General features: G+C 67.8%; 21 protein-coding genes. 17 read left to right on the forward strand and 4 right to left on the reverse strand.

Going from position 1 to position 25,547, the window contains the following annotated elements:
• The first annotated feature begins 201 nt into the window (after positions 1–201).
• Positions 202–1,425 carry an RtcB family protein gene (locus tag IB259_RS02145; protein ID WP_192327309.1) on the forward strand — a complete coding sequence of 408 codons (1,224 nt, stop codon included), beginning with the start codon at positions 202–204 and terminating at the stop codon, positions 1,423–1,425.
• Between the two features lie 145 nt (positions 1,426–1,570).
• A complete protein-coding gene (rtcA, locus tag IB259_RS02150; protein ID WP_192327312.1) occupies positions 1,571–2,614 on the forward strand; it encodes an RNA 3'-terminal phosphate cyclase in 1,044 nt (347 codons plus the stop codon).
• A gap of 12 nt (positions 2,615–2,626) precedes the next feature.
• Here rtcA and IB259_RS02155 read toward each other — a convergent pair whose 3' ends face one another.
• Positions 2,627–5,035 (reverse strand): cation-translocating P-type ATPase, encoded by a 2,409-nt coding sequence (locus tag IB259_RS02155; protein ID WP_225596763.1) that lies wholly within the window; start codon positions 5,033–5,035, stop codon positions 2,627–2,629.
• 133 nt (positions 5,036–5,168) lie between these two features.
• On the opposite strand from IB259_RS02155, the gene cadR reads away from it, so the two are divergent.
• The 6 genes from cadR to IB259_RS02185 all read left to right on the forward strand — a co-directional run bounded on the left by cadR (position 5,169) and on the right by IB259_RS02185 (position 10,454).
• Entirely contained in the window at positions 5,169–5,603 is a 435-nt protein-coding gene (gene cadR / locus IB259_RS02160) for a Cd(II)/Pb(II)-responsive transcriptional regulator (protein ID WP_054456564.1), read from the forward strand.
• Positions 5,604–5,791: 188 nt separating this feature from the next.
• On the forward strand, positions 5,792–6,973 hold the full coding sequence (locus IB259_RS02165; protein WP_054456565.1) for a CaiB/BaiF CoA-transferase family protein: 1,182 nt from the start codon (positions 5,792–5,794) through the stop codon (positions 6,971–6,973).
• A gap of 81 nt (positions 6,974–7,054) precedes the next feature.
• Positions 7,055–7,801 (forward strand): FadR/GntR family transcriptional regulator, encoded by a 747-nt coding sequence (locus IB259_RS02170; protein WP_054456566.1) that lies wholly within the window; start codon positions 7,055–7,057, stop codon positions 7,799–7,801.
• On the forward strand, positions 7,798–8,613 hold the full coding sequence (locus tag IB259_RS02175; RefSeq protein WP_054456567.1) for an enoyl-CoA hydratase: 816 nt from the start codon (positions 7,798–7,800) through the stop codon (positions 8,611–8,613). The genes IB259_RS02170 and IB259_RS02175 overlap by 4 nt, the downstream gene beginning before the upstream one ends.
• 177 nt (positions 8,614–8,790) lie before the next feature.
• Positions 8,791–9,774, forward strand: coding sequence for a tripartite tricarboxylate transporter substrate binding protein (locus tag IB259_RS02180; RefSeq protein ID WP_192327315.1), 984 nt, complete (start codon positions 8,791–8,793; stop codon positions 9,772–9,774).
• 86 nt (positions 9,775–9,860) lie between these two features.
• Positions 9,861–10,454: a nitroreductase gene (locus IB259_RS02185; RefSeq protein WP_041653427.1), complete on the forward strand. Its 594-nt coding sequence runs from the start codon at positions 9,861–9,863 to the stop codon at positions 10,452–10,454.
• Positions 10,455–10,514: 60 nt separating this feature from the next.
• Here the strand turns inward: IB259_RS02185 and IB259_RS02190 are convergent, their stop codons facing one another.
• On the reverse strand, positions 10,515–10,841 hold the full coding sequence (locus IB259_RS02190; RefSeq protein WP_119449127.1) for a hypothetical protein: 327 nt from the start codon (positions 10,839–10,841) through the stop codon (positions 10,515–10,517).
• Between the two features lie 144 nt (positions 10,842–10,985).
• On the opposite strand from IB259_RS02190, the gene IB259_RS02195 reads away from it, so the two are divergent.
• The 7 genes from IB259_RS02195 (at position 10,986) to lpdA (ending at position 20,113) form a co-directional block, all read left to right on the forward strand.
• Positions 10,986–11,498, forward strand: coding sequence for a sigma-70 family RNA polymerase sigma factor (locus tag IB259_RS02195; RefSeq protein ID WP_175162625.1), 513 nt, complete (start codon positions 10,986–10,988; stop codon positions 11,496–11,498).
• The gene (locus tag IB259_RS02200) at positions 11,495–12,466 is read left to right on the forward strand and encodes a FecR domain-containing protein (protein ID WP_175182245.1); all 972 of its coding nucleotides are present in this window, start codon (positions 11,495–11,497) and stop codon (positions 12,464–12,466) included. The genes IB259_RS02195 and IB259_RS02200 overlap by 4 nt, the downstream gene beginning before the upstream one ends.
• A gap of 61 nt (positions 12,467–12,527) precedes the next feature.
• On the forward strand, positions 12,528–14,924 hold the full coding sequence (locus IB259_RS02205; protein WP_192327317.1) for a TonB-dependent siderophore receptor: 2,397 nt from the start codon (positions 12,528–12,530) through the stop codon (positions 14,922–14,924).
• A 172-nt stretch (positions 14,925–15,096) separates the two neighbouring features.
• A complete protein-coding gene (locus tag IB259_RS02210) occupies positions 15,097–16,329 on the forward strand; it encodes a 3-methyl-2-oxobutanoate dehydrogenase (2-methylpropanoyl-transferring) subunit alpha (RefSeq protein WP_054456572.1) in 1,233 nt (410 codons plus the stop codon).
• Between the two features lie 2 nt (positions 16,330–16,331).
• Entirely contained in the window at positions 16,332–17,375 is a 1,044-nt protein-coding gene (locus IB259_RS02215; RefSeq protein WP_054456573.1) for an alpha-ketoacid dehydrogenase subunit beta, read from the forward strand.
• A 3-nt stretch (positions 17,376–17,378) separates the two neighbouring features.
• Complete coding sequence (locus IB259_RS02220) at positions 17,379–18,707, forward strand: dihydrolipoamide acetyltransferase family protein (RefSeq protein ID WP_192327319.1); 1,329 nt, start codon at positions 17,379–17,381, stop codon at positions 18,705–18,707.
• Positions 18,708–18,709: 2 nt separating this feature from the next.
• Positions 18,710–20,113, forward strand: a complete 1,404-nt coding sequence (gene lpdA / locus IB259_RS02225) for a dihydrolipoyl dehydrogenase (RefSeq protein ID WP_054456575.1) — start codon at positions 18,710–18,712, stop codon at positions 20,111–20,113.
• A gap of 56 nt (positions 20,114–20,169) precedes the next feature.
• Here the strand turns inward: lpdA and IB259_RS02230 are convergent, their stop codons facing one another.
• Complete coding sequence (locus tag IB259_RS02230) at positions 20,170–21,057, reverse strand: LysR substrate-binding domain-containing protein (protein ID WP_233564481.1); 888 nt, start codon at positions 21,055–21,057, stop codon at positions 20,170–20,172.
• Positions 21,058–21,170: 113 nt separating this feature from the next.
• Between IB259_RS02230 and IB259_RS02235 the strand changes: the two genes are divergently transcribed.
• Positions 21,171–22,454 carry an amidase gene (locus IB259_RS02235; RefSeq protein WP_192327321.1) on the forward strand — a complete coding sequence of 428 codons (1,284 nt, stop codon included), beginning with the start codon at positions 21,171–21,173 and terminating at the stop codon, positions 22,452–22,454.
• Position 22,455: 1 nt separating this feature from the next.
• Entirely contained in the window at positions 22,456–23,433 is a 978-nt protein-coding gene (locus IB259_RS02240; protein WP_192327323.1) for a tripartite tricarboxylate transporter substrate binding protein, read from the forward strand.
• Between the two features lie 3 nt (positions 23,434–23,436).
• On the opposite strand, the gene IB259_RS02245 is transcribed toward IB259_RS02240, so the two are convergent.
• Positions 23,437–25,446 (reverse strand): PEP/pyruvate-binding domain-containing protein, encoded by a 2,010-nt coding sequence (locus IB259_RS02245; protein ID WP_192327325.1) that lies wholly within the window; start codon positions 25,444–25,446, stop codon positions 23,437–23,439.
• Positions 25,447–25,547: the final 101 nt, after the last annotated feature.

Below are 25,547 nucleotides of genomic sequence, written 5' to 3' on the forward strand. Positions count from 1 at the left end.
ATCCCCAGGCCGGGAAACCGGAGCAGGCTACGTCTTGCCAATCTGGTCGCGCATTGTCTTGCTCCGGAGGAGGTTCCTCCGGGGCGGGTTGGACGAATGCGGGCGGGACTACATTCCAAGTTGTCCGTCTCGCCCACCAACTAGTCGTCCGTTGCTCGCCGTATGCAACAGTATTGTCCAATAGAAAAACAGAAGATCAACATGTCGAATCAGAACTACAACGTGGAAGAAATCGCCGGCGGCGTGCCGGTGAAAATGTGGACCAAGGGCGTGCCCGTCGAAGACGACGCCAAGCGCCAGCTGGCGAACGCCGCCCGCCTGCCCATCGTGTTCAAGCACATCGCGGCCATGCCGGACGTGCACCTGGGTATCGGCGCAACCGTGGGATCGGTGATCCCGACCGTCAAGGCCATCATCCCGGCGGCGGTGGGCGTGGACATCGGCTGCGGCATGATGGCTGCCAAGACCACTCTGCGCGCCGAGGACCTGCCCGACAACCTGGGTCCGCTGCGTACGGCCATCGAGCAGGCCGTGCCGCACGGCTCGGCGCCGCGCGGGCGCCGCGACACGGGCAGCTGGGAGAACCCGCCCGTGTCGGTGGACCTGGTCTGGGCCACGCTGGCAGACGAGTTCGATGCCTTGTGCGAACTGCATCCGCGCCTGCGCAACACCAACAACCGCAAGCACCTGGGCACGCTGGGCACGGGCAATCACTTCATCGAGGTTTGCCTGGATGAGGCGGGTTTCGTATGGTTCATGCTGCACTCGGGTTCGCGCGGTGTGGGCAACGCCATCGGCACGCATTTCATCGAGCTGGCCAAGAAGGACGCGCAGCGCCATCAGAGCAATCTGCCGGACGAGAACCTGGCCTACTTCGAGGAAGGGGCCCAGTATTTCGGCCACTATGTGCGCGCGGTGTCGTGGGCGCAGCAGTTTGCGCTGCGCAACCGCGAGGTGATGATGGCAAACCTGATCGCGACGGTGCGCAAGGTCATCGCCAAGCCCTTCGAGTCGCATGTCGAGGCGGTGAACTGCCACCACAATTACGTGCAGCGCGAACGCCACTTCGGCGAAGACGTGTTCGTGACCCGCAAGGGCGCGGTCAGCGCCAAGCGCGGCGAACTGGGCATCATTCCGGGCAGCATGGGCGCGCGCAGCTATATCGTGCGCGGCTTGGGCAACCCGGAGAGCTTCGAGAGCTGCAGCCACGGCGCGGGCCGCCTCATGAGCCGCACCAAGGCGAAAAAGATGTATACGGTCCAGGATCAGGTCCGCGCAACAGAAGGCGTGGAATGCCGAAAAGACGCCAACGTCATCGACGAAATCCCGATGGCCTACAAGGACATCGACGCCGTCATGGCGGCGCAGCGCGACCTGGTGGAAGTGGTGCACACCCTGAAGCAGGTGGTGTGCGTGAAAGGTTGACGGAGCGGGGCGCAGGCCCCGTTCCCCAAGGAGAAGGACATGAAGCGGAAAAGCATCATGAGCGCGCATCCGGTGTCGGACTATGCCTGCATGATGCAGTCCTGCATTTCGATGCCGGACCCGAGTGATACAGAATTGGAAGAGTATGAAAGTGATAGAAGTCGACGGGGCCGCCGGAGAGGGTGGCGGCCAACTCCTGCGGACCTCGCTGGCGCTGTCCATGTGCACGGGCCAGCCGTTCGCCATGACCCGCATCCGGGCCGGGCGGGCCAAGCCCGGGTTGATGCGGCAGCATCTGGGCTGTGTCAACGCCGCAACCGAGATCAGCGGCGCCTGCACGCAGGGCGCGGAACTGAACTCGCAGTCGCTGAGCTTCGCACCAGGCAAACCGCGGGCGGGCGACTACCGTTTCCATCTGGGGACCGCGGGCAGTTGCGGGCTGTTGCTGCAGACGCTGTGGCCGGCCCTGATGATGGCGGACGCGCCCAGCCGCCTGTCGCTGGGCGGCGGCACGCATAAACCGGCCGCGCCGCCGTTCCATTTTCTGGCGCGCAGCTATGCGCCCCTGCTGGGCCGGCTCGGCGCGCGGGCGGAGCTGAATCTGCGGCGATTGGGCTTCTACCCCGCAGGCGGCGGCGAGATCGACGTAACGATCTGGCCTGCCGCCGACGCGCTGGAGCCGTTCGACCTGACCGAGCGCGGCGCGCCCGCCGCGCGCTACGCCGAGTGTTTTGCGCCGGCCCTGCCGCGCGCGGTCGCGCGGCGCGAACTGGAGCATCTGGGCGAGGCGCTGGGCTGGACCGCGGAGCAGCTGCGCGTCGCGCCCGCGCGCCAGCACGAGGGGCCGGGCAACGCGCTGCTGGCGACGTTGGAGCATGAGCATGTTTGCGAGGTCTACACCCGTTTCGGCGCCAAGGGCGTGGGTGCTGAACAGGTGGCCCAGGAGCTGGCGCAGGACCTGCGCGGCTATCTGGACAGCGATGCGGCGCTGGGGCCGTACCTGGCAGATCAGTGGGCCTTGCCGCTGGCCCTGGCCGTTTGGCGCCGTGGCCGGCCCGCGCGCTACACCTGTACCGAACTGACCGCGCATGCGCACAGCAACTTCGCGGTCATTCAGCAGTTTTTGCCGTTGAGGTTCGCCGCCGTCCCGCAAGGGACGGGCTGGCGCGTATCGGTCGAGCCGGCCTAGGGCGGGCTGGTCCTAGTGTGCCGCAGGCGCCGCCCGCAACAGCCGCAGGCCGTTCGCCACCACCAGCAGGCTCGCGCCCACGTCGGCGAACACCGCCATCCACAGCGTGGCGTTGCCGGTCATGGCCAGGGCCAGGAACACGGCCTTGATGCCCAGCGCCAGCGCGATGTTCTGCACCAGCACGCGATGCGTGGCGTGGGACAGACGCAGGAAAGTGCCGATCTTGCGCAGGTCGTCGTCCATCAGGGCCACGTCCGCCGTCTCGATGGCGGTGCCGGTGCCCGCCGCGCCCATGGCGAAGCCGATGTCGGCGCGCGCCAGGGCGGGGGCGTCGTTGATGCCGTCGCCCACCATGCCGACGCGACCGCCAGACGCCAGCTTGCTTTCGATGGCGGCCAGCTTGTCTTCGGGCAACTGGTCGCCGCGCGCTTCGTCGATGCCGACTTGTTGCGCGATGGCTTGCGCGGTGGGCGTGTTGTCGCCCGTCAGCATCAGGGTGCGCACGCCCAGGGCGTGCAGGTCCGCGATGGCGGCGGCGCTGGTCGGCTTGACCGTGTCGGCCACGGCGGCTACGGCCAGCACGCGATTGCCGTCGGTCAGCGCGATGGCGCTCTTGCCCTGGCGCTCCAGTTCGTCCAGGCGCGCTTCCAGCTTGGGGCTGGAGACGCCCAGTTCGCGCATCAGACGGCGGTTGCCCAGCTGGAAGGTCACGCCGTCCAGCGTGGCGCTGACGCCGCGGCCGGGCAGGGCGGTGAAGTCCTGCACGTCCAGCAAGGCCGTGCCGGCGTCGCGCGCGGCATTGGCCACGGCCAGCGATACCGGGTGGTCGGAGCGGGCGGCCAGGCTGGCGGCGACCAGCGCGGCCGGCTGGCGGCTTTGGTCGGACACGTCCCAATCCTGGATGTCGGTCTGCACCGGCTTGCCGTGGGTCAGGGTGCCGGTCTTGTCCAGCGCCAGCCATTTCAGGTTGCGGCCTTCTTCGAGGTACACGCCGCCCTTGACCAGGATGCCGCGGCGCGAGGCCGCGGTCAGGCCGCTGACGATGCTGACCGGCGTGGAAATGACCAGCGCGCAGGGGCAGGCGATGATCAGCAGCGCCAGGGCGCGGTAGATGGCGTCGAACCAGGGCTGGTTCCAGAACAGCGGCGGCAGCACCGCCACCAGCACCGCGATGCCCACCACGGCCGGCGTATAGATGCGCGAGAAGCGGTCGATGAAGCGCTGGGTCGGCGCGCGCGCGCCTTGCGCCTGTTCGACGGCGTGGATGATGCGCGCCAGCGTAGTGTTGCCGGCGGCCGCGGTGACGCGGTATTCGAAGGAGCCGGCCGCGTTCACGGTGGCCGCGTAGACCGGGTCGTCCTGCGTCTTTTCCACGGGCAGGCTTTCGCCGGTGATGGGGGACTGGTCCACCGCCGAGCTGCCGCTGACGATGATGCCGTCGGCGGCGATGCGTTCGCCCGGGCGTACCCGCACGATATCGCCCACCTGCAATCTGGCGGCGGGCACTTCCAGCCAGTCGCCATTGGCCTGGCGCACGGTCGCCGTTTCCGGCGCCAGGTCGAGCAGGCCACGGATGGCGTTGCGCGCCCGGTCCAGGGAGCGGGCTTCGATCAGTTCGGCCACGTTGAACAGGAACATCACCATCGCCGCTTCTGGCCATTGGCCGATCAGCACGGCGCCGGTGACGGCGATGCTCATCAGGGCATTGATGTTGAGGTTGCCGTTGCGTACGGCGATCCAGCCCTTGCGGTAGGTGCTGATGCCGCAGGCCAGGATGGCGGCCACGGCCAGGGCTGCGGTGACGCCCAGCGGCCAGCCGGCGAAATGCGACAGTTCCGACAGCGCGGCCAGGACGCCGGAGCCGCCGATCAGCCACCAGTTCACCGGTTTGGCGGCAGGGGCTGGCGTGCCGGGAGCGTTGTCGGCCAGGGGCTCGGGCGTCATGTCCAGCGACTTGATGGCGGCCATGACACGGTCCAGCGCGCCTTCGGCGTGGACCACGGTCAGCACGCGCTGCATCAGGTTGAAGTCCAGCGCGTGGACGTCGGCCATGTTGTCGAGCTTTTTGCGGATCAGCGTTTCCTCGGTGGGGCAGTCCATCTGGCCGATGCGCAGGCGCGCCAGCGACTGGCCCGGGCCCGCGGTAAGCGTGGCCGCGCCGGCGCCCGAGACGGTGAAGGGCTGGCCATCGCCATGGCCGCAGCAGGCGTCGCCGCCGTGGTCGTGCTTGTGGCTGCGATCGTGCTTGTGATCGTGCGCGTGGTCATGGCCGGCATGGTCGTGGCTGTGATCGTGGCCCGCGTGGCTGTGATCCGCGTGATCATGGCCCGCATGATCGTGTCCGGCCTGGGCCTGGGCGTTCTTGGCGGGCGCGTCGCAGCCGTCGTGCGCGCAGCAGGCGCCGCCTTGCCCGGCGGGCATATGTTCGTGTTTTTTGACCGGAGGTAAAGACATCGTCCTCTGCCTTGAAATAAGCTGGTGACGCTATTCCACACCTTGGAGTTACTATAGGGTCAACCCCCTATATCAATCGGATGCGATCCGGGAGGCAGCGATGCGTATCGGCGAATTGGCCACGGCGGCCGGAACCACGGTCGAGACCGTCAGGTATTACGAGAAAGAAGGGCTGTTGCCGGCCCCGGAAAGGGGACTGAACAACTACCGCAGCTACGGCCAGCCCCATCTGGAGCGGCTGCGCCTGATCCGCAACTGCCGCGCGCTGGACATGACGCAGGACGAGATCCGCGCCATCCTGTCGCTGGCGGATAACCACCAGAGCGGTTGCGGCCCCATCAACGAACTGTTCGACGAGCACATCTCCCACGTGGATGAACGCATCGCCGAACTGACCCAGCTCAAGACCCAGCTCACGGAATTGCGCCAGCGCTGCCTGTCGGCCCGGCCCGACACGGAAGACTGCGGCATCCTGCATGGCCTGAGCGAAATGCAGGTCGAAGAGCGCCAGGAACGCCACACGCACCTGGGCTGACAGCGGCCCTGGACAGGGCGGCATCACGGAGCACGGGCCTGATGGCCTAGGGAAAACCCGCCGCGCAAAAAGCGCGGCGGCGTCTTGTTGCGTCCAAAATCAGCATGTAAGATGTCCAACATCCAACAAATAATGACAAGGCAGCCGCGGTCGACGATTGGCGGCGCCATACAGAGAGGCAGACAAGCATGGATTCCAAGCCCTTGGGCCGATTCACCGTTCTGGACCTGACGCGAGTGCGCTCGGGTCCCGCCGCCGTGCGCCAGTTCGCGGACTGGGGCGCCACCGTCATCAAGATCGAAGAGCCGGGCGACGAGCAGGACGACAAGCCGGGCGGCTCCGCCCAGTTCGCGGACTACCAGAACACCCACCGCAACAAGCGCAGCGTCACGCTGAACCTGAAGCATCCGCAGGGCCGGGCGCTGTTCCTGGACCTGGTGCGCCAGGCTGACGTGGTGGTGGAAAACTACCGGCCCAACGTCAAGTTCAAGCTGGGCATCGACTACGAGACGCTGCGCCAGGTGAACCCGCGCATCGTCTACGCCAGCGTGTCCGGCTTCGGCCAGGACGGCCCTTACGCCGGACGCCCGGGGCTGGACCAGATCGCGCAGGGCATAGGCGGGCTGATGTCGGTGACGGGCGAACCCGGCCGCGGCCCCATGCGGGCGGGGATTCCGGTGGCGGACCTGACCTCCGGCCTGTTCTGCGCCATCGGCATCTTCATCGCGCTGCTGGAGCGCGAGGTGTCGGGGCAAGGGCAGTGGGTGCAGACATCGCTGTTGCAATCGCAGGTCTGGATGATGGATTTCCAGGCGATGCGCTGGCTGATGAACGGCGAGGTGCCTGGCCAGAGCGGCAACGACCATCCCACCAGCAGCCCGACCGGCGTGTTCCCCACCAGCGACGGCTATATGAACATCGCGGCCATGGGCAACGACATCTATGCGCGCCTGTGCCGCGTGCTGGAATTGCCGGAACTCATCGAGGACGAGCGCTTCCTGACGGTGCCGCTGCGGGCGCGCAACCGACCCGCGCTGAACGCGGCCATCGGCGCGCGCACCGCGACCCGGCCCACCGCCGAATGGATCGCGCTGATGAACAAGGAAGGCGTGCCTTGCGGTCCGATCCTGGGCATGGACCAGACATTCGAGGATCCGCAGGTGCGCCACCTGGGGCTCAGCCGCGAGATCCGCCATCCCGCGCTGGGGCCGATTTCGGTGGTGGGGCAGCCCATGATCCTGAGCCGTTCCACCACCGGGGAAATGGCGCCCGCGCCCGAACGCGGCCAGCACAACGGCGACGTCTATGGCGGCATGCTGGGATTGGCGCCTGCCGACTTGCAGCAGCTGGCCCGCGAAGGCGTCATTTAAGGGATACGTCCAGGCACCGAGCATAAAATCGCCGCCAAGGCCGCCCGCGTATCCGGCGGCCCAGACGGAGACAGCCCAGACATGAACGCACCATCCACCGCCGCCGCCGACCAGGTCTTTTCCAGCCTGGGACGCCCCGACAACCTGCCGGACGAGATCGCTTCGCAGATCCGCCAGAAGATCGTGGCGCGCGAATTCGAGCCCGGCCAGCGCCTGCCCACCGAGTTCGAACTGGCGCAGATGTTCGCCGTCAGCCGCAATGTGGTGCGCGAGGCGATCGCGAGGCTGAAGCTGTCGGGGTATGTGGATACACGGCGCGGCGTGGGGTCCTTCGTGGCGCAGGACGTGGGCACGCGCAATTTCGAAATCGCGCCGGAAGACCTGCTGCAGCCGGAGCCGCTGGCGCACATCTTCCAGCTGCGCGTGGAACTGGAATCCGGCGCGGCCGCGCAGGCGGCCCTGCACCGTACCCCCGAACAAATCGAAACCCTGCGCCAGGCCCTGCAACGGGTCGACGCGGCAGGCAATGACTGGCAGGCCGGCGCCGACCACGCGCTGGACTTCCACATGGCCGTGGGCGAGGCCACCAACAACCCTTATTTCGTGCGCCTGTTGGCGCACCTGCGCCACGTGTTCCGCGGCGCCGTGCGCACGCTGCGCTACACCAGCGCCGGCACCGAGCGCGTGCCGGAAATCGAACGCGAACATCACCGCATCTTCGATGCCATCGTCGCCGGCGACAGCGAGGCAGCGCGCCTTGCCATGCGCGTCCACCTGACCAACGGCATACAACGGCACCAGACAGTCATACAAGGAAAGCAACCGTGACCATACAACGCATCCTGCAGGGCGACATTACCGACAACATCGTGGCCGAGAAGCGTGGCGCGATAGGTTGGCTGACTTTCAACGATCCGCAGCGGCACAACGCCGTATCGTTCGCCATGTGGGAAGCGGTGCCGGTAGTGCTGGAAGCCTTTCGCCACGACCCGGAGATCCGCGCAGTGGTGCTGCAGGGCGCGGGCGGCAAGGCCTTCGTCAGCGGCGCCAATATCTCGCAGTTCGACAAGCTGCGCAGCGGCGAAGACGCGGTGGTGGAGTACGAGCGCGTGGCCGAAACCGCGCAACTGGCGCTGTACGACTACGACAAGCCCACGATCGCGTACATCCAGGGCTATTGCATCGGCGGCGGCCTGAACATCGCCCTGTGCTGCGACATCCGCATCGCTTCCGACAACAGCAGCTTCGCGATTCCCGCAGGCAAGCTGGGCCTGGGCTACCGCCTGACCGCGATCCGCAACCTGGTGACGGCGGTCGGCCCGGCCAACGCGCTGGAAATCTTCCTGACGGCGGCGCGCTATGACGCCCGCGAAGCCAAGGAGCTGGGCCTGATCCGCAGGGTCGCGCCGGTGGACGAACTGCCGCAGGTGCTGGAAACCATGCTGGCCCAGATCCAGGCCAACGCCCCGCTGACGCTGCGCGCCGGCAAGAAGATGATCCGACAGCTTCAGCAGCTGGGACCGGAGGTCGACGTGGAAGGCATGCGCCGTCTGGTGCTGGAGTGTTTCGAAAGCAATGACTACCGCGAAGGCCGCAAGGCGTTCGCGGAAAAGAGAGCGCCGGTGTTCACCGGTACCTGATCTCCGGCCGCGGGCCGGATTCCCTACGCGGCTTTCAGGTCCGCGCCGTCGCCGGCGCGGCCCGGGGAGGCTTGCGTCCTGAATTCGCCGCGGACCGGATCAACCCGGCCACCGATCCCACCGGGGACGGCCTGGCCATAGACCGCGCAGCAGAAGCGCGGCGACGAGGAGACAGACATGAAAGCGGTTTATCTGAGGGCAGGCCTGGCTGGCTTGGCGGCGTGGCTGTGCGCGGCGCCGCTGCACGCGCAGGGGGCGTACCCAAGCCAGCCGGTGCGCATCGTGGTGGGCTACGCCGCCGGCGGCACCACGGACATCCTGGCGCGGGCGCTGGGCGAGCAGTTGAGCAAGGAGCTCAAGCAGCCCGTCATCATCGAGAACAAGGCCGGCGCCGCCGGCAACATCGCCGCGGCCTCCGTGCAGCAAGCCGCGCCGGATGGCTACACCTTGTTCATGGCGACCGTGTCCAGCCATGGCATCAATCCGGTCGTGTACAAGAAATCGCTGGGCTACGACCCGGTGGGCGGCTTCACGCCGGTCAGCATGATCGCGTCCATCCCGCTGGTGCTGGTGGCCAATCCCAAGCTGCCCGTGGCGTCGGTGGCCGACCTGGTCAAGCTGGCGCGCGAGAAACCGGGCGACCTGAACTATTCCTCCAGCGGCAATGGCTCGCCAGTGCACGTGGCCGGCGCCATGTTCGCCTCGGAGGCCAAGGTGCAGATCCAGCACGTGCCGTACCGCGGCGGGTCGCTGGCCAATTCCTCGGTCATGAGCGGCGAAACCCAGTTCAGCTTCGCCACCTTGCCGGCAGCCTTGCCGCAGGTTCGCGCGGGCGCGCTGCGCGCCCTGGCCGTGACCACCCGCGACCGTTCGGCCGAACTGCCCGACGTGCCCACGGTGGCGGAGGACTCGATGTTCAAGGGCTACGAGATCAACACCTGGAATGCGTTGATGGCGCCCAAGGGCACGCCCGATGCGGTGGTGGCGGTGCTGAACCAGGCGGTGGCGCGCTCGCTGGCCGTGCCGGCCTTGCAGACCCGCTTCAAGGGTGAGGGCGCCACGCCCGGCGCCAGCAGCCCGGCCGAACTGGGCCAGTTCGTCAACGCGGAGCTGACGCGCTGGGCGGGGGTCATCAAAGAGGTCGGCATCCAGATCGAATGACCTCTGGCGGTCCGGGGGGATGACGGCCTGGGGCGGCGGAGTGGCGTAATATGAATTGTGTTTCTTTCTCATTGACGCCCGATCCGATGACCACGACCCAGACCGCCACCCCGCTGCACGCCCTGAATACCCGCCGTTCCTTCAAGTTCCTCCGCGCCCCGGCGCCCAAGCCCGAGGAACTCGAACAGATCCTGCAGGCGGCGATGTCGGCGCCCGACCATGGCGCCTTGCGCCCGTGGCGTTTCGTGGTGATCCAGGGCGAGGCCATCGGCAAGCTGGCCGATCTGGCGTTGGACGCCGTCAAGCGCAGCGGCGATCCGCGCATGACGCCGGAAAAGGAAAAGTCGGTGCGCGAATGGATGGCCGGCGTGCCGCTCTTCGTCGCGGTGGCGCAGAAGATTGCGCACGACAACACCAAGATCCCGGAGCAGGAACAACTGCTGGCCACCGGCGCCGCCACCATGAACCTCCTGAACGCCGTGCACATGCTGGGCTACGGCGCGTTCTGGAGCACCGGCATCGGCACCTACGTCGAAGACGTGCAGAACGCGCTGGGCCTGGACGCGCTGGACTACCGTTTCCTGGGCTTTCTGGCCATCGGCACCCCGGCTTGCGCCGTACCGCCGGCCAACCGCCCGGACTACCGCGAATTCGTCACGGAGTGGACCGGTCCGGTCTGAGTCTGCCGCCCTGGATGAAGCAAACCGGCCCATGGCCGGTTTTTTTATGGCATCTCCGGCTTAGCGCCGGCCCGGGATCGGCCGGAATGCGGCGCGCACGAGCTTCTCCAGGCCCCAGCCCGCGAAGTAGAAGAGGGCCAGCGTGGGCAGCCCGATCAGCAGATAGCCGCCGACCCAGGACAGGTCTCCCAGCAGGCGGTCCAGGTTCAGTTCATGCAGCAGCGCCAGTTGCGGCGCCAGCGGCAACTGCAGCAGCACGAAACGCCCCTTGTCATCGCCGTCGGCCGAGAGCGCGCCGGCAACGCAGAGGATGACGATGGCGAGGTACAGCGCGGCGAAGACGATGCCGGTCCAGCTGAACCATCTTGAGGCTGTCGATCCGGGCACGTGGCTTTCCAGGGAATCAGGGACGGCAAGTATAGAGCGCTCTAAGCCTGGGATGGGGCAGGCGGGGCGCATGCCGCGCTTGCGTGGCGGGGAATAAATAACAATAATTCTTATTTTTATTGACCCGCTACCGCGCCTTCCCCCATGTCCCATTCTGCGCAGCCGACGCAGCCTACCGCCGCCCAGCTGTACGAGGCCCATCATCCATGGTTGCAGGAATGGCTGCGCCGCCGGCTGGGCTGCCGCCACGATGCGGCCGACCTGGCGCACGACACCTTCGTGCGGGTGCTGACCGGCAGTCGGGCCGAGGTCATCCGGGAACCGCGCGCCTTCCTGACCACGCTGGCACAGCGCACGCTGTACACCTTCTGGCGTCGCCGCGAACTCGAGCGGGCCTATCTCGACAGCCTTGAACTGCTGCCGCAGGCTCATGCGCCCAGCGAGGAACAACGCGCGCTGGCGGTCGAGGCCCTGATGCAGATAGACCGCGCCCTGCAACGCCTGCCGGCGCGCACGCGCCAGGTCTTTCTGCTGAACCAGCTGGAAGAACTCACGTATCCGCAGATCGCCGAGCGCCTTGGCGTGTCGGGCATCACCGTCAGGCGCTGCATGAAACAGGCCGTCACGCTCTGCGTCGCGGCGCGCCTGGCGGCATGAGCGGGCCCACGCTGCCGGCGGACCTGGAGGCCGCGGTCGACTGGATGGTGCTGTTGTCGTCGGGCGTGGCTGGCGACGCCGACCGTGCCGGCTTCGACGCCTGGCGCCGCGCCGACCCGCGCCACGCAGCCGCCTGGGAGACGGTCGCCGCGGCGTTGAAGAACACGTTCGCGCCGTTACCCGACGGGGTCCCGGCGCGCGCCGCGGGAGCCGCCCTGGCTACCGCGCCGGCGCGGCGTCGGGCCTTGCGCAACGCATTGGGGCTGGCATTGGCGGCCGGGGGCCTGGCTGTCCTGGTCGACCGGCAGACGCCATTGCGCACGTTGGCCGCCGATCTGCATAGCGGCACCGCCGAGCGCAGCACGCACACATTGCCGGACGGCAGCCTGCTGACCCTGAACGCCCGCTCCGCGGTGGACCTGGAATTTGGCGGCCGCGCCCGCGTGCTGCGGCTGCGGGCCGGCGCGGTGTACGTGCGGGTGGCGGCCGATGCTGCACGGCCGTTCATCGTCGCCAGTCCCGATGGCGAGGTGCAAGCCCTGGGCACGGTGTTCGGGGTGGCGCGCGATGAGCGGGGCAGCATCGCCAGCGTGATTGAACACAGTGTCGAAGTGCGCGCGGCCGGCCAGCGGCGGGTCCTGGCGGCGGGCGAGGGCGCGCGTTTCGGCGCGGATGGCGTCGGCGCGCCGGACGCAGCGCTGGCCGAGGCTGCAGCCTGGCGGGACGGCATGCTGGTGGTGCGCGACCGGTCGCTGGGCGAGGTGGTGTCGGCCTTGCGGCCGTACCGGCGCGGTTTCCTGCGTATCACGCCCGAAGCCGCCCGGCTGCGGGTGCTGGGGGCCTTTCCCCTGGACGACACCGATCAGGTGCTGGAGTCCTTGCGCCAGACCTTGCCGATCGAGGTGCGCGCCCTGACCGGCTGGCTGGTCAGCATCGACCTGCGCAGCCCGTCAGTCGAAAAAAAATGATCGCTTGCGCCGGGTCCGCTGGACATACCTCCTGAAGCACACACTTGCAGCAGGAGATTCCATGTTCCCCGTTCGTTCCGCGCCGCGCCTGGCGGCCGCGTTCCTCATTGCCCTGGCGGTGCCGGCCGGCACCGCCCAGGCGCAATCCAGCACCCAGGCGGGCGCATCCGCCGCGCTGCGCTACGACCTGCCGGCTGCGCCGCTGGCCGACACCTTGACCCGCATCGCGCGCCAGAGCGGCCGTGCCGTGTCGGTCGAGCCGGCGCTGGTGGCGGGTCGCCAGGCCCCCGCCGTGGTCGGCGTCTACACCGCCGAACAGGCCTTGCGGCTGGCCCTGATGGGTAGCGGGCTGGAGCTGCGGATCACCGCCAACGGCACCTTCAGCGCGCAACCCCTGCCGCAGGGCGGCGCGGCCATGCTGGAGCCCGTGCGCGTGACCGCCGCGGCCGAATCGCCCACCGGCCACGTCGACGGTTACGTGGCCCTGCGCAGCATGGCCGGCGCCAAGACCGACACGCCGCTGATCGAGACGCCGCAATCGGTGTCGGTGGTCACCAGCGACCAGATCCGCGTCGTCAAGGCCGCCAGCGTCGCCGACGCGCTGGGCTACACGCCGGGTGTGGCGGCCCAGTCGCCGGCTTTCAGCCGCATGGTGGACGACCTGATGTTGCGCGGCTTCAACGTGGCCACCGGCAATTCGGGCCTGCTGCGCGACGGACTCAAGCTGCAGTCCAACGTCTACGATGGCGGCCAGGAACCCTATGGACTGGAACGTGTCGAGGTGTTGCGCGGCGCGGCCTCGGTGCTGTATGGCCAGCTCACGCCGGGCGGGGTGGTCAACACCGTCAGCAAACGCCCGACCACCGAGCCGCTGCGCGAACTGAATCTTGAGACCGGCAGCTACGCCCGCCGGCAGGTGTCGGGCGATTTCGCTGGCGCGCTGACGGAAGATGGCACCTGGTCCTATCGCCTGACCGGCCTGGCGCGCAACGCCGACAATTGGGTCGATCACGTGCCCGACGATCGCACCTACCTGGCGCCGGCCCTGAGCTGGCGGCCCAACGCGGCGACCTCGCTGACGCTGCTGGCCAGCTACCAGCGCATCCGCACGCGTTTCGCGGCTCCGATGCCGGCGGCCAACACCTTGAACGGCCAAATCCCGCGCGACCTGTTCATCGGAGAACCGGACTTCGATCGCTATGACACTGACACCTACACCGCCGGCTACGTGTTCGAGCACGCCTTCAACGAGCGCGTCAAGCTGCGCCAGAGCGCGCGCTACTTCACCGCTTACGGCGAGTGGGACTATCTGTCGTTCGGTGGCCTGCAACCCAATGGCACTACGCTGCGGCGCGGGGTTGTGAGCCGAACCGAGAACTCGTATGGCATCGCCGCCGACACCTCGCTGGAATTCAAGCTGGAGGGGGGCGGGTTGCAGCACACGGTGCTGGCAGGCCTGGACTATTACCGCAGCAACTACGACACCAGCCGCCACTCGGGCACGGTGGCGCCCTTGGGCGACATCTATCATCCCGTCTATGGCGCGGTGCCGGTGGTGAACACCGCGCGCAACAACGGCTTCGTGACGCGTTCGAACGGCATCGGCTTCTACCTGCAGGACCAGATCAAGATCCATGACCAGTGGGTGGTGGTGCTGGGCGGGCGCCAGGACTGGGCCGATACGGACCAGCGCAGCCATGGCAGCGGCGCCGCCACCCGGCAGCGGGACAAGGCCACCACCGGGCGGGTCGGCCTGGTGTACCTCGCGCCGGCGGGCCTGGCGCCTTATGTGAGCGTGAGCCAGTCTTTCGCGCCCACCGTGGGCATGGACCGCGCCGATAATGCCTTCAAGCCGACCAAGGGCGTGCAGTACGAATTGGGTCTGCGCTACGAGCCGCCTGGCAGCGACATGCTATACAGCGCTGCCGTCTATGACCTGACGCAGACCAACGCCCTGACCGCCGATCCGGTGGATCCGACCTATTCGGTGCAGACCGGCAAGGCGCGCTCGCGCGGCCTGGAACTGGAGGCCAAGGCGCGGCTGGGGGCGCTGAACCTGACCGCGAGCTATGCCTACACCGATGCGCGCACCATCCGCAGCACCTTGCCCGAACTGGTCGGCCAGCGCACCACGCTGGTGCCGCTGCATAGCGCCGCGGTGTGGGCCGACTACAACCTGACGGCGGCGGGCGTGCCCGGGCTGACCCTGGGCGCCGGCGTGCGCTACGCCAGTTCGACCAATCTGCCGGGCTATCCCGCGGAGGTGCCGGGCCAGTTCCTGGTGGACGCGATGGCCGCGTACGACTTCGGCGCGGTCTCGCCCCAGTTCAGCGGCCTGTCCTTGACCGTGAACGCGCGCAACCTGTTCAACCGTGGTTACCTGTCGTGCGCCGGCGCCACCGGTTGCCGCTACGGCGATCCGCGCACGCTCTACGCGACTCTCAGCTACCGCTGGTAGCGAGGCCCGGCGCGGCCCCTGTCTCGGGGCTGCGCCCTGTGCTACTCTGGCTGCCGGTCGTGCATGTTCATCCCTTTGCACCGGCCGACGATGGCAATGTCCGAGGTCACCCCCTTGGGCAGTGTCTTGGTAAGAAGAATGCGCATGACACGATCAAGCGTGGAGACAATACATGAGCCAATATGGGCCGTTGAAGTTGCACGTCCCGGAGCCTACAGGGCGCCCGGGTTGCAAGACCGATTTTTCCTACCTGCACCTGTCGCCGCCCGGCGATGTGCCCAAACCCCCCATTGATGTTGCCGCGGTCGATACCGGCGGACTGGCCTACAGCCTGGTCCGGGTGATCGCGGACGACGGCAGCGCCGTCGGACCGTGGGCGCCGGAACTCAGCCACGAGCAGCTGCGCGCGGGCATGCGCAACATGCTGAAGACGCGTCTGTTCGATGCGCGCATGCTGACCGCCCAGCGCAAGAAGAAGATCTCGTTCTACATGCAGAGCCTGGGCGAAGAGGCCATCGGCACGGCCCACGCCATGGCGCTGGAGCAGGGCGACATGTGCTTCCCGACCTACCGCCAGCAAAGCATCCTGCTGGCGCGCGACGCCTCGCTGGTCACCATGATGTGCCAGTTGATGTCCAACGAACGCGATCCGCTCAAGGGCCGCCAATTGCCGGTCATGTACTCCGACCGCGAACGGGGCTTCTTCAGCATCTCGGGCAACCTGGCCACGCAATTCATCCAGGCGGTGGGCTGGGGCATGGCCTCGGCCATCAAGGGTGACACCCGTATCGCCTCCGGCTGGATCGGCGACGGCGCCACCGCCGAGGCCGACTTCCACACCGCGCTGACCTTCGCCCACGTCTACCGCGCGCCGGTCATCCTGAACGTGGTCAACAACCAGTGGGCCATCTCCACCTTCCAGGCGATCGCCGGCGGCGAGGGCGCGACCTTCGCGGGCCGCGGCGTGGGCTGCGGCATCGCCTCGTTGCGGGTGGACGGGAACGATTTCCTGGCGGTCTACTCCGCCTCGCGCTGGGCCGCCGAACGCGCCCGCAGCAATCTGGGACCGACCCTGATCGAATGGGTGACCTACCGCGCCGGGCCGCACTCCACGTCCGACGATCCCTCCAAGTACCGCCCCGGCGACGACTGGAGCCACTTCCCGCTGGGCGATCCGATCGCGCGCTTCAAGAAGCACCTGATCTCGCTGGGCATCTGGTCCGACGAAGAGCATGAAGCCGTCAAGGCCGAGCTCGACGCCGAGATCCTGGCGGCGCAGAAGGAAGCGGAAAGCTACGGCACCCTGGTGGACGGCCACGTTCCCAGCGCCGCCAGCATCTTTGAAGACGTGTACAAGGACATGCCGGAGCATCTGCGCCGGCAGCGTCAGCAGCTCGGAGTCTGATCATGGCTATCGATAACAACGCTGGTCCGGCCTCCGCGCCGATGACCATGATCCAGGCTTTGCGCTCGGCCATGGATGTGATGCTGGAGCGCGACAACAACGTGGTGGTGTTCGGGCAGGACGTCGGCTATTTCGGCGGCGTGTTCCGCTGCACCGAAGGCCTGCAGACCAAGTACGGCAGCTCGCGCGTGTTCGACACGCCCATCTCCGAAGGCGGCATCGTCGGCGTGGCGGTGGGCATGGGCGCCTACGGCCTGCGTCCCGTCTGCGAGATCCAGTTCGCCGATTATTTTTATCCCGCTTCGGACCAGATCGTGTCCGAGGCCGCGCGCCTGCGCTACCGCTCGGTCAACGAATTCGTCGCGCCCATGACCATCCGCATGCCTTGCGGCGGCGGCATCTACGGCGGCCAGACGCACAGCCAGAGCCCCGAGGCCATGTTCACGCAGGTCTGCGGGCTGCGCACGGTGATGCCGTCCAACCCGTACGACGCCAAGGGCCTGCTGATCGCGGCCATCGAGAACGACGACCCGGTCATCTTCCTGGAGCCCAAGCGGCTCTACAACGGCCCGTTCGACGGCCACCATGACCGGCCCGTCACGCCCTGGACCGGACGGCCGGGCAGCGTGGTGCCCACCGGCTACTACACCGTGCCGCTGGATACGGCAGCCATCGTGCGCCCCGGCAACGCGCTGACCGTGCTGACCTACGGCACCACCGTGCACGTGTCGCTGACGGCCGCCGAGGAAACCGGCATCGACGCCGAGATCATCGACCTGCGCAGCCTGTGGCCGCTGGACCTGGACGCCATCGTCAACTCGGTCAAGAAGACCGGCCGCTGCGTGGTGGTGCACGAAGCCACGCGCACCTGCGGCTTCGGCGCCGAGCTGATTTCGCTGGTGCAGGAACACTGCTTCCATCATCTGGAGGCGCCCGTGGAGCGCGTGACCGGCTGGGATACGCCGTATCCCCACGCGCAGGAATGGGCGTACTTCCCCGGCCCGCGCCGGGTCGGCGAAGCGTTCAAGCGCGCGATGGAGGGTTGAGAGATGGGTATTCATGTCATCAAGATGCCCGACATCGGCGAAGGCATCGCGGAAGTGGAACTGGTCGCCTGGCACGTGAAGATCGGCGACATGGTGGCCGAGGACCAGCCGCTGGCCGACGTCATGACGGACAAGGCCACGGTCGAGATTCCCGCGCCGGTGGTCGGCCGCGTGGTCGCGCTGGGCGGGGACGTGGGCCAGGTCATGGCGGTGGGCGGTGAACTGATCCGCCTGGAGGTCGAAGGCGAGGGCAACCTGAAGCAGGGCGCCGATGCGCCGCCGGCCAAGGCGGCTGCGGCTCCCGCTGCGGCACAGCCTGCCGCCGCAGCGTCTGCGCCGCAGCCTGCGCCAGCGCCGAAGGCTGAGGCTGCCGCACCCGCGAAACCGGCCGCGCCGCCCGCTGCGCCGGCCAAGCCCGCGCGCCAGGCGTCCGCCGCCGTCGCGCGCCAGCCCGGCGACAAACCGCTGGCCTCGCCGGCGGTGCGCAAGCGCGCCTGGGACCTGGGCATCGAACTGCGCTACGTGCACGGCAGCGGCCCGGCAGGCCGGATCCTGCACGAAGACCTGGACGCCTATCTGCAAGGCCAGGGCGGGGGCGCTCAAGCCCGCGGCGGCGTGGCCTACGCCGAGCGTAACGACGAGGAAAACGTGCCGGTCATCGGCCTGCGCCGCAAGATCGCGCAGAAGATGGCCGAGTCCAAGCGCCGCATTCCGCACTTCAGCTACGTCGAGGAAATCGACGTGACCGAGCTGGAAGAGCTGCGCGCCAGCCTCAACCAGAAGTGGGGCGCGACGCGCGGCAAGCTCACGCTGTTGCCGCTGCTGGCGCGCGCCATGGTGGTGGCGCTGCGCGATTTCCCGCAGATCAACGCGCGCTACGACGATGAGGGCGGCGTGGTCACGCGCTACGGCGCGGTCCACATCGGCATCGCCACGCAAAGCGACGGCGGCCTGATGGTGCCGGTCATGCGCCACGCCGAGGCGCGCGACCTCTGGTCCATGGCGGCCGAGATCGTCCGCCTGGCCGAGGCGGTGCGCACGGGCAGCGCCAGCCGCGACGAGCTGTCGGGGTCGACCATCACCATTACCAGCCTGGGGCCTTTGGGCGGCATCGTCACCACGCCGGTGATCAACCATCCCGAGGTCGGCATCGTGGGCGTGAACCGCATCGTCGAGCGGCCCGCCATCCGCAATGGCGCCGTGGTGGCGCGCAAGCTGATGAACCTGTCGTCGTCCTTCGACCACCGCGTGGTGGACGGCATGGACGCGGCGCGCTTCATCCAGGCGGTGCGCGCGCTGCTGGAGCAACCCGCGCTGCTTTTCGTGGAGTAAGCATGAGCCAGATCACTAAGACTACGACTTTGCTGGTGATCGGCGGCGGCCCTGGCGGCTACGTCGCCGCCATCCGCGCCGGCCAGTTGGGCGTGCCGACCATTCTGGTCGAAGGCGCCCAGCTGGGCGGCACCTGCCTGAACATCGGCTGCATCCCCTCCAAGGCGCTGATCCACGCGGCCGAGGAATTCGACAAGGCGCGCCACTACGCGGGCAAGTCGGCGCTGGGTATTTCCGTGTCGGCGCCCGCCATCGACCTGGCCCAGACCGTGGCCTGGAAGGACGGCATCGTCGGCAAGCTGACCGGCGGCGTTGCTGCGTTGTTGAAGAAGAACGGCGTGGAAGTGGTGCGCGGCTGGGCCCGGCTGCTGGACGGCAAGACCGTGGAAGTGGATGGCGGCGAGTCCGGCGCCATCCGCATCCAGTGCGAGCATCTGCTGCTGGCGGCGGGCTCCGAACCGACGCCGCTGCCGTCCATGCCGTTCGGCGGCATGGTGGTGTCGTCCACCGAAGCCTTGTCGCCTTCCAGCATTCCCAAGCAATTGGTGGTGGTGGGCGGCGGCTATATCGGCCTGGAACTCGGCACCGTGTACCGCAAGCTGGGCGCCGAGGTGGCCGTGGTGGAAGCGCAGGACCGCATCCTGCCAACCTACGACGCCGAACTCACCAAGCCGGTGGCCGCCGCCTTGGCGAAAATGGGCGTGGAGCTGCATCTGGGCCGCAAGGTGCTGGGCCTGAATGGCGCCGGCAACGCGGTGCGCGTGCAGGACGCGGCGGGCGTCGAAACCCTGCTGCCGGCCGACCGCGTGCTGATCGCGGTAGGACGGCGTCCGCGCACGCAGGACTGGGGGCTGGAAAGCCTGCAGCTCGACCGCAAGGGCAACGCGCTGCGCATCGACGACCAGTGCCGCACCTCCATGCGCGACGTCTGGGCCATCGGCGACATCGCCGGCGAACCCATGCTGGCGCACCGCGCCATGGCGCAGGGCGAGATGGTGGCCGAGCTGGTTTCGGGCAAGCGCCGCCACTTCCTGCCTGCCTCGATCCCGGCGGTCTGCTTCACCGACCCCGAGGTCGTGGTGGCGGGCCTGTCGCCTGCCGAGGCGGAAAGCGCTGGACTGGACTGCCTGACGGCTTCCTTCCCCTTTGCCGCCAACGGGCGTTCGATGACGCTGGAATCCACCGACGGCTTCGTGCGCGTGGTCGCGCGCCGCGACAACCACCTGATCGTGGGCTGGCAGGCGGTGGGGCGCGGCGTATCGGAGCTGTCGACGGCCTTCGGCCAGTCGTTGGAAATGGGCGCCACGCTGGAAGACGTGGCGGGCACCATCCATGCGCATCCGACCCTGGGCGAAGCGGTGCAGGAAGCGGCGCTCAAGGCGCTGGGGCACGCGCTGCATATCTAGGAGGTGCAATGGAACGCCGCGCTTGCGCGGCGTTCCACCGCAAGCCCGGACAGTGCCTAGCGAGGGGTTACGGCTTGCGCCAATGCGGCGCTGAATCCTTCCACCGCAGGGTTGCCTTGGTCGCGCAACGCTGCCAACACCACCTGGGCCGTGGCTCCAGCCACATCGCGCAAAGGCAGGAAGCGCAATGAATCCGAACGCATTCGGGACAACGATTGGGGCACCAGTGCAGGGCCGACGCCGGCTTCCACCAGCGTCAGCAAGGTGGGAATGACGCTTTCCTGCGCGATTTCCGGCTTCAGCTGCGCACGCGCGTACAGCGCCTGGATCATATTGCGGAAGTACGGCGAGATGTCCTGGCGGTAGCCCACCAGGGGAAATTCCAGCAGTTCTTCCAGCGAAACATCACGCTGATGCGCCAGCGCATGATCATGGCGCAGCGCCACGCGCAGGGGCTCTTCGTAGATGACGCGGGTCACGATATCCGCATCCAGCGGATGCGGACGCATCAGCGCCACATCGACCGCGCGCGACCGCAGCGCGGGCTCCATGTCGACGGAGTTCATTTCGCGCAGATCGATGCGGACTTCGGGGTGCGCATCGCGGTAATGGCTGAGCGCCGACACCAGCGGCGAGCTTGCCGCGCTGGGCGTGATGCCTATCACCAGCGACCCGGTTTCGCCGCGGGCCGTGCGCCGCGCCTGCCGCAGCATCAGCTGGGTGTCCGCCGCGATCTTGCGCGCCCGCTCGTACATGATTTCGCCGGCGGGCGTCAATTTCACCGAGCGCGTGGTGCGCACGAACAGCGGCACGCCGACGATCGCTTCCAGTCGCTTGATCTGCTGCGTGAGGGGCGGTTGGGTCATGAACAGGCGTGCCGCCGCCCGCGCGAAGTGCAGTTCTTCCGCCAGCGTGCAGAACAGGACCAGCAAGCGACCGTCCACGAAGATTAATTCTGATTTCGACATAATTAGGGCGAAATTACATATTGGACATAGATTAGTCGAGTTCCTAAGATGCCGCATCGCTACACACCGCCGGCATTCCGGATCCGCACATGTCCCTCGCTTCCATTTCTCCGTCAGTCGCTGCCATCGCTCAAAGAGTGCGGGATGGCGAAGCGGCGGTGTTCGCGGCGGCGCGCCAGAGCCTGGCGGCCATCGCGCGGCAAGATCCGGCAATCCGCGCATGGAGCCATGTGCTGCCCGCCGTGGCGCTGGAGCAGATGGAACCGGCGTGGCACGCCGCCGGCGCGCTTGCCGGCGTGCCCATCGGCATCAAGGACGTGATCGACGTGGCCGACATGCCTACCGGTTTTGGGGCGCCCGCCTTGATTGCCGGCAATGCGGCGTTCGACGCCTGCAGCGTGGGCATGTTGCGCGCGGCGGGCGCGATTCCGGTGGGCAAAACCGTGACGGCCGAGTTTGCGTTCAGGACGCCGGGCCCCACCCGCAATCCGCATGCGCTGGCGCACACGCCTGGCGGCTCCTCGAGCGGTTCCGCGGCCGCGGTGGCGGCCGGCATGGTGCCAGCCGCGCTGGGCACGCAGACCGGAGGTTCGATGATCCGCCCGGCGGCGTATTGCGGAGTGGTGGGATTCAAACCGAGCGCCGGGCGCGTGTTCCGGGACGGCATGAAGCTCACCTGCGAATCGCTGGACACCATAGGCTGGTACGCGAATAGCGTGGCGGACGCCCAGCTCATCGCGGACGTGCTCGTGGGCGGCGCGCACGCGCCCGTACCGTCCGGCCGCCAACTGACCGTCGCGGTGCAATTGAACAATCCGAAAGCCGGATTGTGTGCCGAGAGCCATGCCGAGATCGATCGCGCCCGTGCGGTTCTGGCCGCGCATGGCGTGCAGTGCGTGCCAGTGCAAGCCGAGCGCGAGACGGCGCTTTTGCTGCAGGCGCACGATGTGATCATGCACTACGAGTTCGCGCGCAGTCTGGGGCCGGTGGTGGAGCGCCAGTGCCATGCATTGAGTGCCGTCTTGCGCCAGGCGGTGGCGCGTGGCCTGGCCATCGGGGCAGGGGAGTACCACGAGATGCTCGGGATTCAGGCCGCGCTGCGCCACGGCTGGGGCGCGCTTTATGGCGGCGCCGACCTGGTGCTTACGCCCAGCACGCCAGGTCCGGCGCCCCTTGGGCTGGAGCACACCGGCGACGCTTCATACAACAAGATCTGGTCGGTGCTGGGGTGGCCTTGCCTGCACCTGCCGACCGGATTCAGCCGCGCGGGACTGCCCATGGGCATGCAATTGGTCGGCGATCTGGGCAAGGACCTGGCCTTGCTCGCCGTCGGCCGGGATTTACATCATCTGCTGAAACAGCAAGGGGAATGAAATGAGATTCAAGAAACTGAGGCAGGGCGTGCTGGCCCTGTGCGCCGCCGCGGCGGTGACGGGATTGGGGCAGGCGCATGCCGCTTTTCCCGACCGTCCGATCAATGTCGTCGTGCCCACCGCGGCCGGCGGCACGGTGGATATCGTTGCGCGCATCATGGCGGAAAAACTCGGCGCCGAACTGGGACAGCCGGTGGTCGTCATCAACAAGCCCGGCGCTGGCGGCGTCGTGGGCACGCAGGCGTTCCTGCGCGAGCCGCAGGATGGCTACACCGTGCTGTTCACGGCGAACAGCAATCAGCTGATCGTGCCTTGGGTCTACAAAGACGCGAAGTTCGATCCCATCAAGGACTTCGCGCCGATCGCCGCAGTGGGTGAAGTGCCCAACGTGCTGTGCGTGAACCCGGCCTTTCCCGCGAAGGACATGAAGGAATTCATGGCCTTGATCAAGGCCAATCCGGAGAAGTACCAGTACGCCTCGGCCGGGGCGGGAACCTTGAACCATTTGCTGGGCGTCATGCTGGACCAGATGGGCGGGCTGCGCATGCAGCACATCCCCTATCGCGGCGTGTCGCCAGCCATGGCGGATGTGATGGGCAATCAGGTGCCGATGCTGTTCGCCAGCCTGCCCTCGGCCGTGGAAGGCATTAAGGCCGGCAAGCTGCGCGCGCTGGGCGTCAGCAGCGAAAAGCGCAACGCCTTGCTGCCCGACGTCCCTGCCATCAACGAAGCCATACCGGGATTCCGCGGCGACCTGTGGGTGGCGTTTTATGGCGCAAAGGAAGCGCCCAGCGCGGCGATCGACACCTTGCATCTGGCCATCCGCAAAGTCCTGGCCGACCAGGCGCTGCAACAGAAGTTCGACCAGCTGGGGGTCACCATGATGCACGACGGCCCGGCCGAGCTGGCGGCGCGGCAGCAGGCCGAGTACATGCAGTGGAAGCAGGTCGTGCAGGCCTCGGGAGCGAGTCCGGATTAAGGCCTAACGGCTGCCGTCGATATACGGCCGGGCCTGCAGGATCAGGATGTTGTCGCCCTGCACGGCCCATTCGATATCCTGGTCCGCGCCGCCCAGGCGCTGCTTGACCTGGCTGCCTACCGCGGCCAGGCGCGCCACCAGGGCATCGTTCAACACCTGGCGCGCGCCCTCGATCGGCACTTCGCGCACGCCGCCCGCTGCGTCGGCTACCAACTGGGTGTCCTCGGCTGAGCGGGTCAGTACCTGCACTGCCTTGGACCAGCTGGAGTACATCAGCTGTTCGGCCTGCCGCTTGCCTTCCACCACCTTGATGCCCAGGCCGCGCTTGGCCGAGATGTAGGTGACGTAGCGGCGCGAGGCGTCGAAGGGATCGCGGGTGATCATGACGCCCGAGCTGTCAGACGCGGCGGCCTGTTGCACCAGCACCGCCATCACCACACCGTCCTGGCCGATGCCGGCCGCGCGCCGGGCTTCGTAGGCTTCGTAGTTGTAGACCGAGGCCCACACGGTCTGCACGGCTTGCGCCAGCGCGTCGGCCTGCGTCACGTTGGGTACGGTGGTGTAGAGCCCGGCGCCGCTGAATCCCGGCAGGTCTTCGGAGTTGGACGAGCTGCGCACGAATACGCCGCGGCCCTGCAACTGCTTTTGCCAGCGTTCGCGCCAGGCCGCGGCCAAGGCCGGATCGGGCTGGGCCTGGATGATGTCCTGGCGCAGCGCGGCCAGTTCGGCGCGGCGCACGTTGGCATCGCTGGCGAAGTCCGCCCGCTGTTCCAGCGCGGCGATGCGTTGCGGCACGCGCAGCTGCGCCATGAATGCCGCGTACTGCGCGAAGGGGATGCAGAAGCCGTCCGGCACGGTGGCCGCGGGTGGCAGCGCCGACTTCAGCGCGCCCAGGTTGGCCGCCTTCACGCCGCAATGGCGGCTGTCGCGTGTGACCATGCCGGAGAGCGGCTTGATTGCCTTCACCGTCAGGTCGGGCTTGGGCAGCGGCCGCGCGGTCTTGGGCGGCGGCGCGGTTTCAGGCTTGGCGATGCGCTGCACCTGATAGGCATTATTGGTGACGGTCAGCTCGACCCACTGGCCGTCGTGCTCGCGCAGCGTCGCCACGGCATCGCGCACATAGGCATTGGGGATGCGCCAGCCCTTGGCCAGCAGATTGACATGGGACAGCAGGGTGGAGGGCCGTTGCGTGACCAGGCCGGCCACGGGCGGCAGCGCGACCGGGACCTCGTCCAGCACCAGGATATCGGTCGGCGCCAGATCCGGCGTGTCGTCAACCGAGGCCACGATGCGTAGCCGGCCCTGGGCCTGACCCGTGTTCAGCGGCAGGAAGGTCTGTTCGCGCAGCAGCGATTCCTGCGTCACGGCCTTCAGGCCGGCGTCTTGCGCGAGCTGTTCATGCAGCGTGGAATTGGCCTTGAAGCGCACCGGTTGGTAGAAGCTGGCCTGCAGTTTCTCCTCGGTCAGCTGCAGCAGTTCCGGAGTGAGCCGGTCGCCTTCCCAGAATTCATAGGTGTAGCCGGGCAGGTCGCGCTGCCAGCTCAGGGTGCCGAACAGCAGACGCCGCTGCGGGTCCTTGTACTGGGCGATCAGCGTGGCTTTGTCGTCGGCGGGCAAGAGGCGACGTTCACGTGCGAAGTTCTCGTGCAGCGAGTAGCGCGGTGTGTTGAGGTAGTAGATCTTGCCGCCCTGTTTCCGGTCGATCACGAACAGTACGTGCGGGATTTCCAGCGGCGTGCCGGGGTTGTAGACCCGGGCCAGCTGCTGGAATTCGGCCTGGGTCTGGATTTTCCCCAGAAAGGCCGGCCCCGCCTTTTTGGCGTCTTCCGCTGGCTGCGCCGCGCGCTCGTCGGGAGTCAACGGCCGCGAGTTCTCGTAGGGCGAAGGCTTGCGGGCAGTCTGCGCCTGGACGGACGGACCGAAGCCGGCGGCTGCCCCAGCCAATGCGGCCAGGACGATCAGGCGGGTCAGGTGGCGGGAGGAAAGGCGGCGGCGGGCGGGTGATGGACGCATGGACGGGCGGGCAGGGCGCAGGGAGCCGCGATGATATCGGAGTGGCGCGGGCGGTTGTTTCTGGATGTGGCCAACTATGCGTTGACGTTGCTGCCGGACGC

It is taken from the genome of Achromobacter sp. ACM04 (genome assembly GCF_014851465.1).
In the GTDB taxonomy this organism is placed as follows: domain Bacteria; phylum Pseudomonadota; class Gammaproteobacteria; order Burkholderiales; family Burkholderiaceae_B; genus Achromobacter; species Achromobacter aegrifaciens.

Bases quoted from the DNA above. Each gene is read 5' to 3' on its own strand.
- IB259_RS02145 (WP_192327309.1), top strand. From the start codon at position 202: ATGTCGAATCAGAACTACAACGTGGAAGAAATCGCCGGCGGCGTGCCG.
- rtcA (WP_192327312.1), top strand. From the start codon at position 1,571: ATGAAAGTGATAGAAGTCGACGGGGCCGCCGGAGAGGGTGGCGGCCAA.
- IB259_RS02155 (WP_225596763.1), bottom strand. From the start codon at position 5,035: ATGCCCGCCGGGCAAGGCGGCGCCTGCTGCGCGCACGACGGCTGCGAC.
- cadR (WP_054456564.1), top strand. From the start codon at position 5,169: ATGCGTATCGGCGAATTGGCCACGGCGGCCGGAACCACGGTCGAGACC.
- IB259_RS02165 (WP_054456565.1), top strand. From the start codon at position 5,792: ATGGATTCCAAGCCCTTGGGCCGATTCACCGTTCTGGACCTGACGCGA.
- IB259_RS02170 (WP_054456566.1), top strand. From the start codon at position 7,055: ATGAACGCACCATCCACCGCCGCCGCCGACCAGGTCTTTTCCAGCCTG.
- IB259_RS02180 (WP_192327315.1), top strand. From the start codon at position 8,791: ATGAAAGCGGTTTATCTGAGGGCAGGCCTGGCTGGCTTGGCGGCGTGG.
- IB259_RS02185 (WP_041653427.1), top strand. From the start codon at position 9,861: ATGACCACGACCCAGACCGCCACCCCGCTGCACGCCCTGAATACCCGC.
- IB259_RS02195 (WP_175162625.1), top strand. From the start codon at position 10,986: ATGTCCCATTCTGCGCAGCCGACGCAGCCTACCGCCGCCCAGCTGTAC.
- IB259_RS02200 (WP_175182245.1), top strand. From the start codon at position 11,495: ATGAGCGGGCCCACGCTGCCGGCGGACCTGGAGGCCGCGGTCGACTGG.
- IB259_RS02205 (WP_192327317.1), top strand. From the start codon at position 12,528: ATGTTCCCCGTTCGTTCCGCGCCGCGCCTGGCGGCCGCGTTCCTCATT.
- IB259_RS02210 (WP_054456572.1), top strand. From the start codon at position 15,097: ATGAGCCAATATGGGCCGTTGAAGTTGCACGTCCCGGAGCCTACAGGG.
- IB259_RS02215 (WP_054456573.1), top strand. From the start codon at position 16,332: ATGGCTATCGATAACAACGCTGGTCCGGCCTCCGCGCCGATGACCATG.
- IB259_RS02220 (WP_192327319.1), top strand. From the start codon at position 17,379: ATGGGTATTCATGTCATCAAGATGCCCGACATCGGCGAAGGCATCGCG.
- lpdA (WP_054456575.1), top strand. From the start codon at position 18,710: ATGAGCCAGATCACTAAGACTACGACTTTGCTGGTGATCGGCGGCGGC.
- IB259_RS02235 (WP_192327321.1), top strand. From the start codon at position 21,171: ATGTCCCTCGCTTCCATTTCTCCGTCAGTCGCTGCCATCGCTCAAAGA.
- IB259_RS02240 (WP_192327323.1), top strand. From the start codon at position 22,456: ATGAGATTCAAGAAACTGAGGCAGGGCGTGCTGGCCCTGTGCGCCGCC.
- IB259_RS02245 (WP_192327325.1), bottom strand. From the start codon at position 25,446: ATGCGTCCATCACCCGCCCGCCGCCGCCTTTCCTCCCGCCACCTGACC.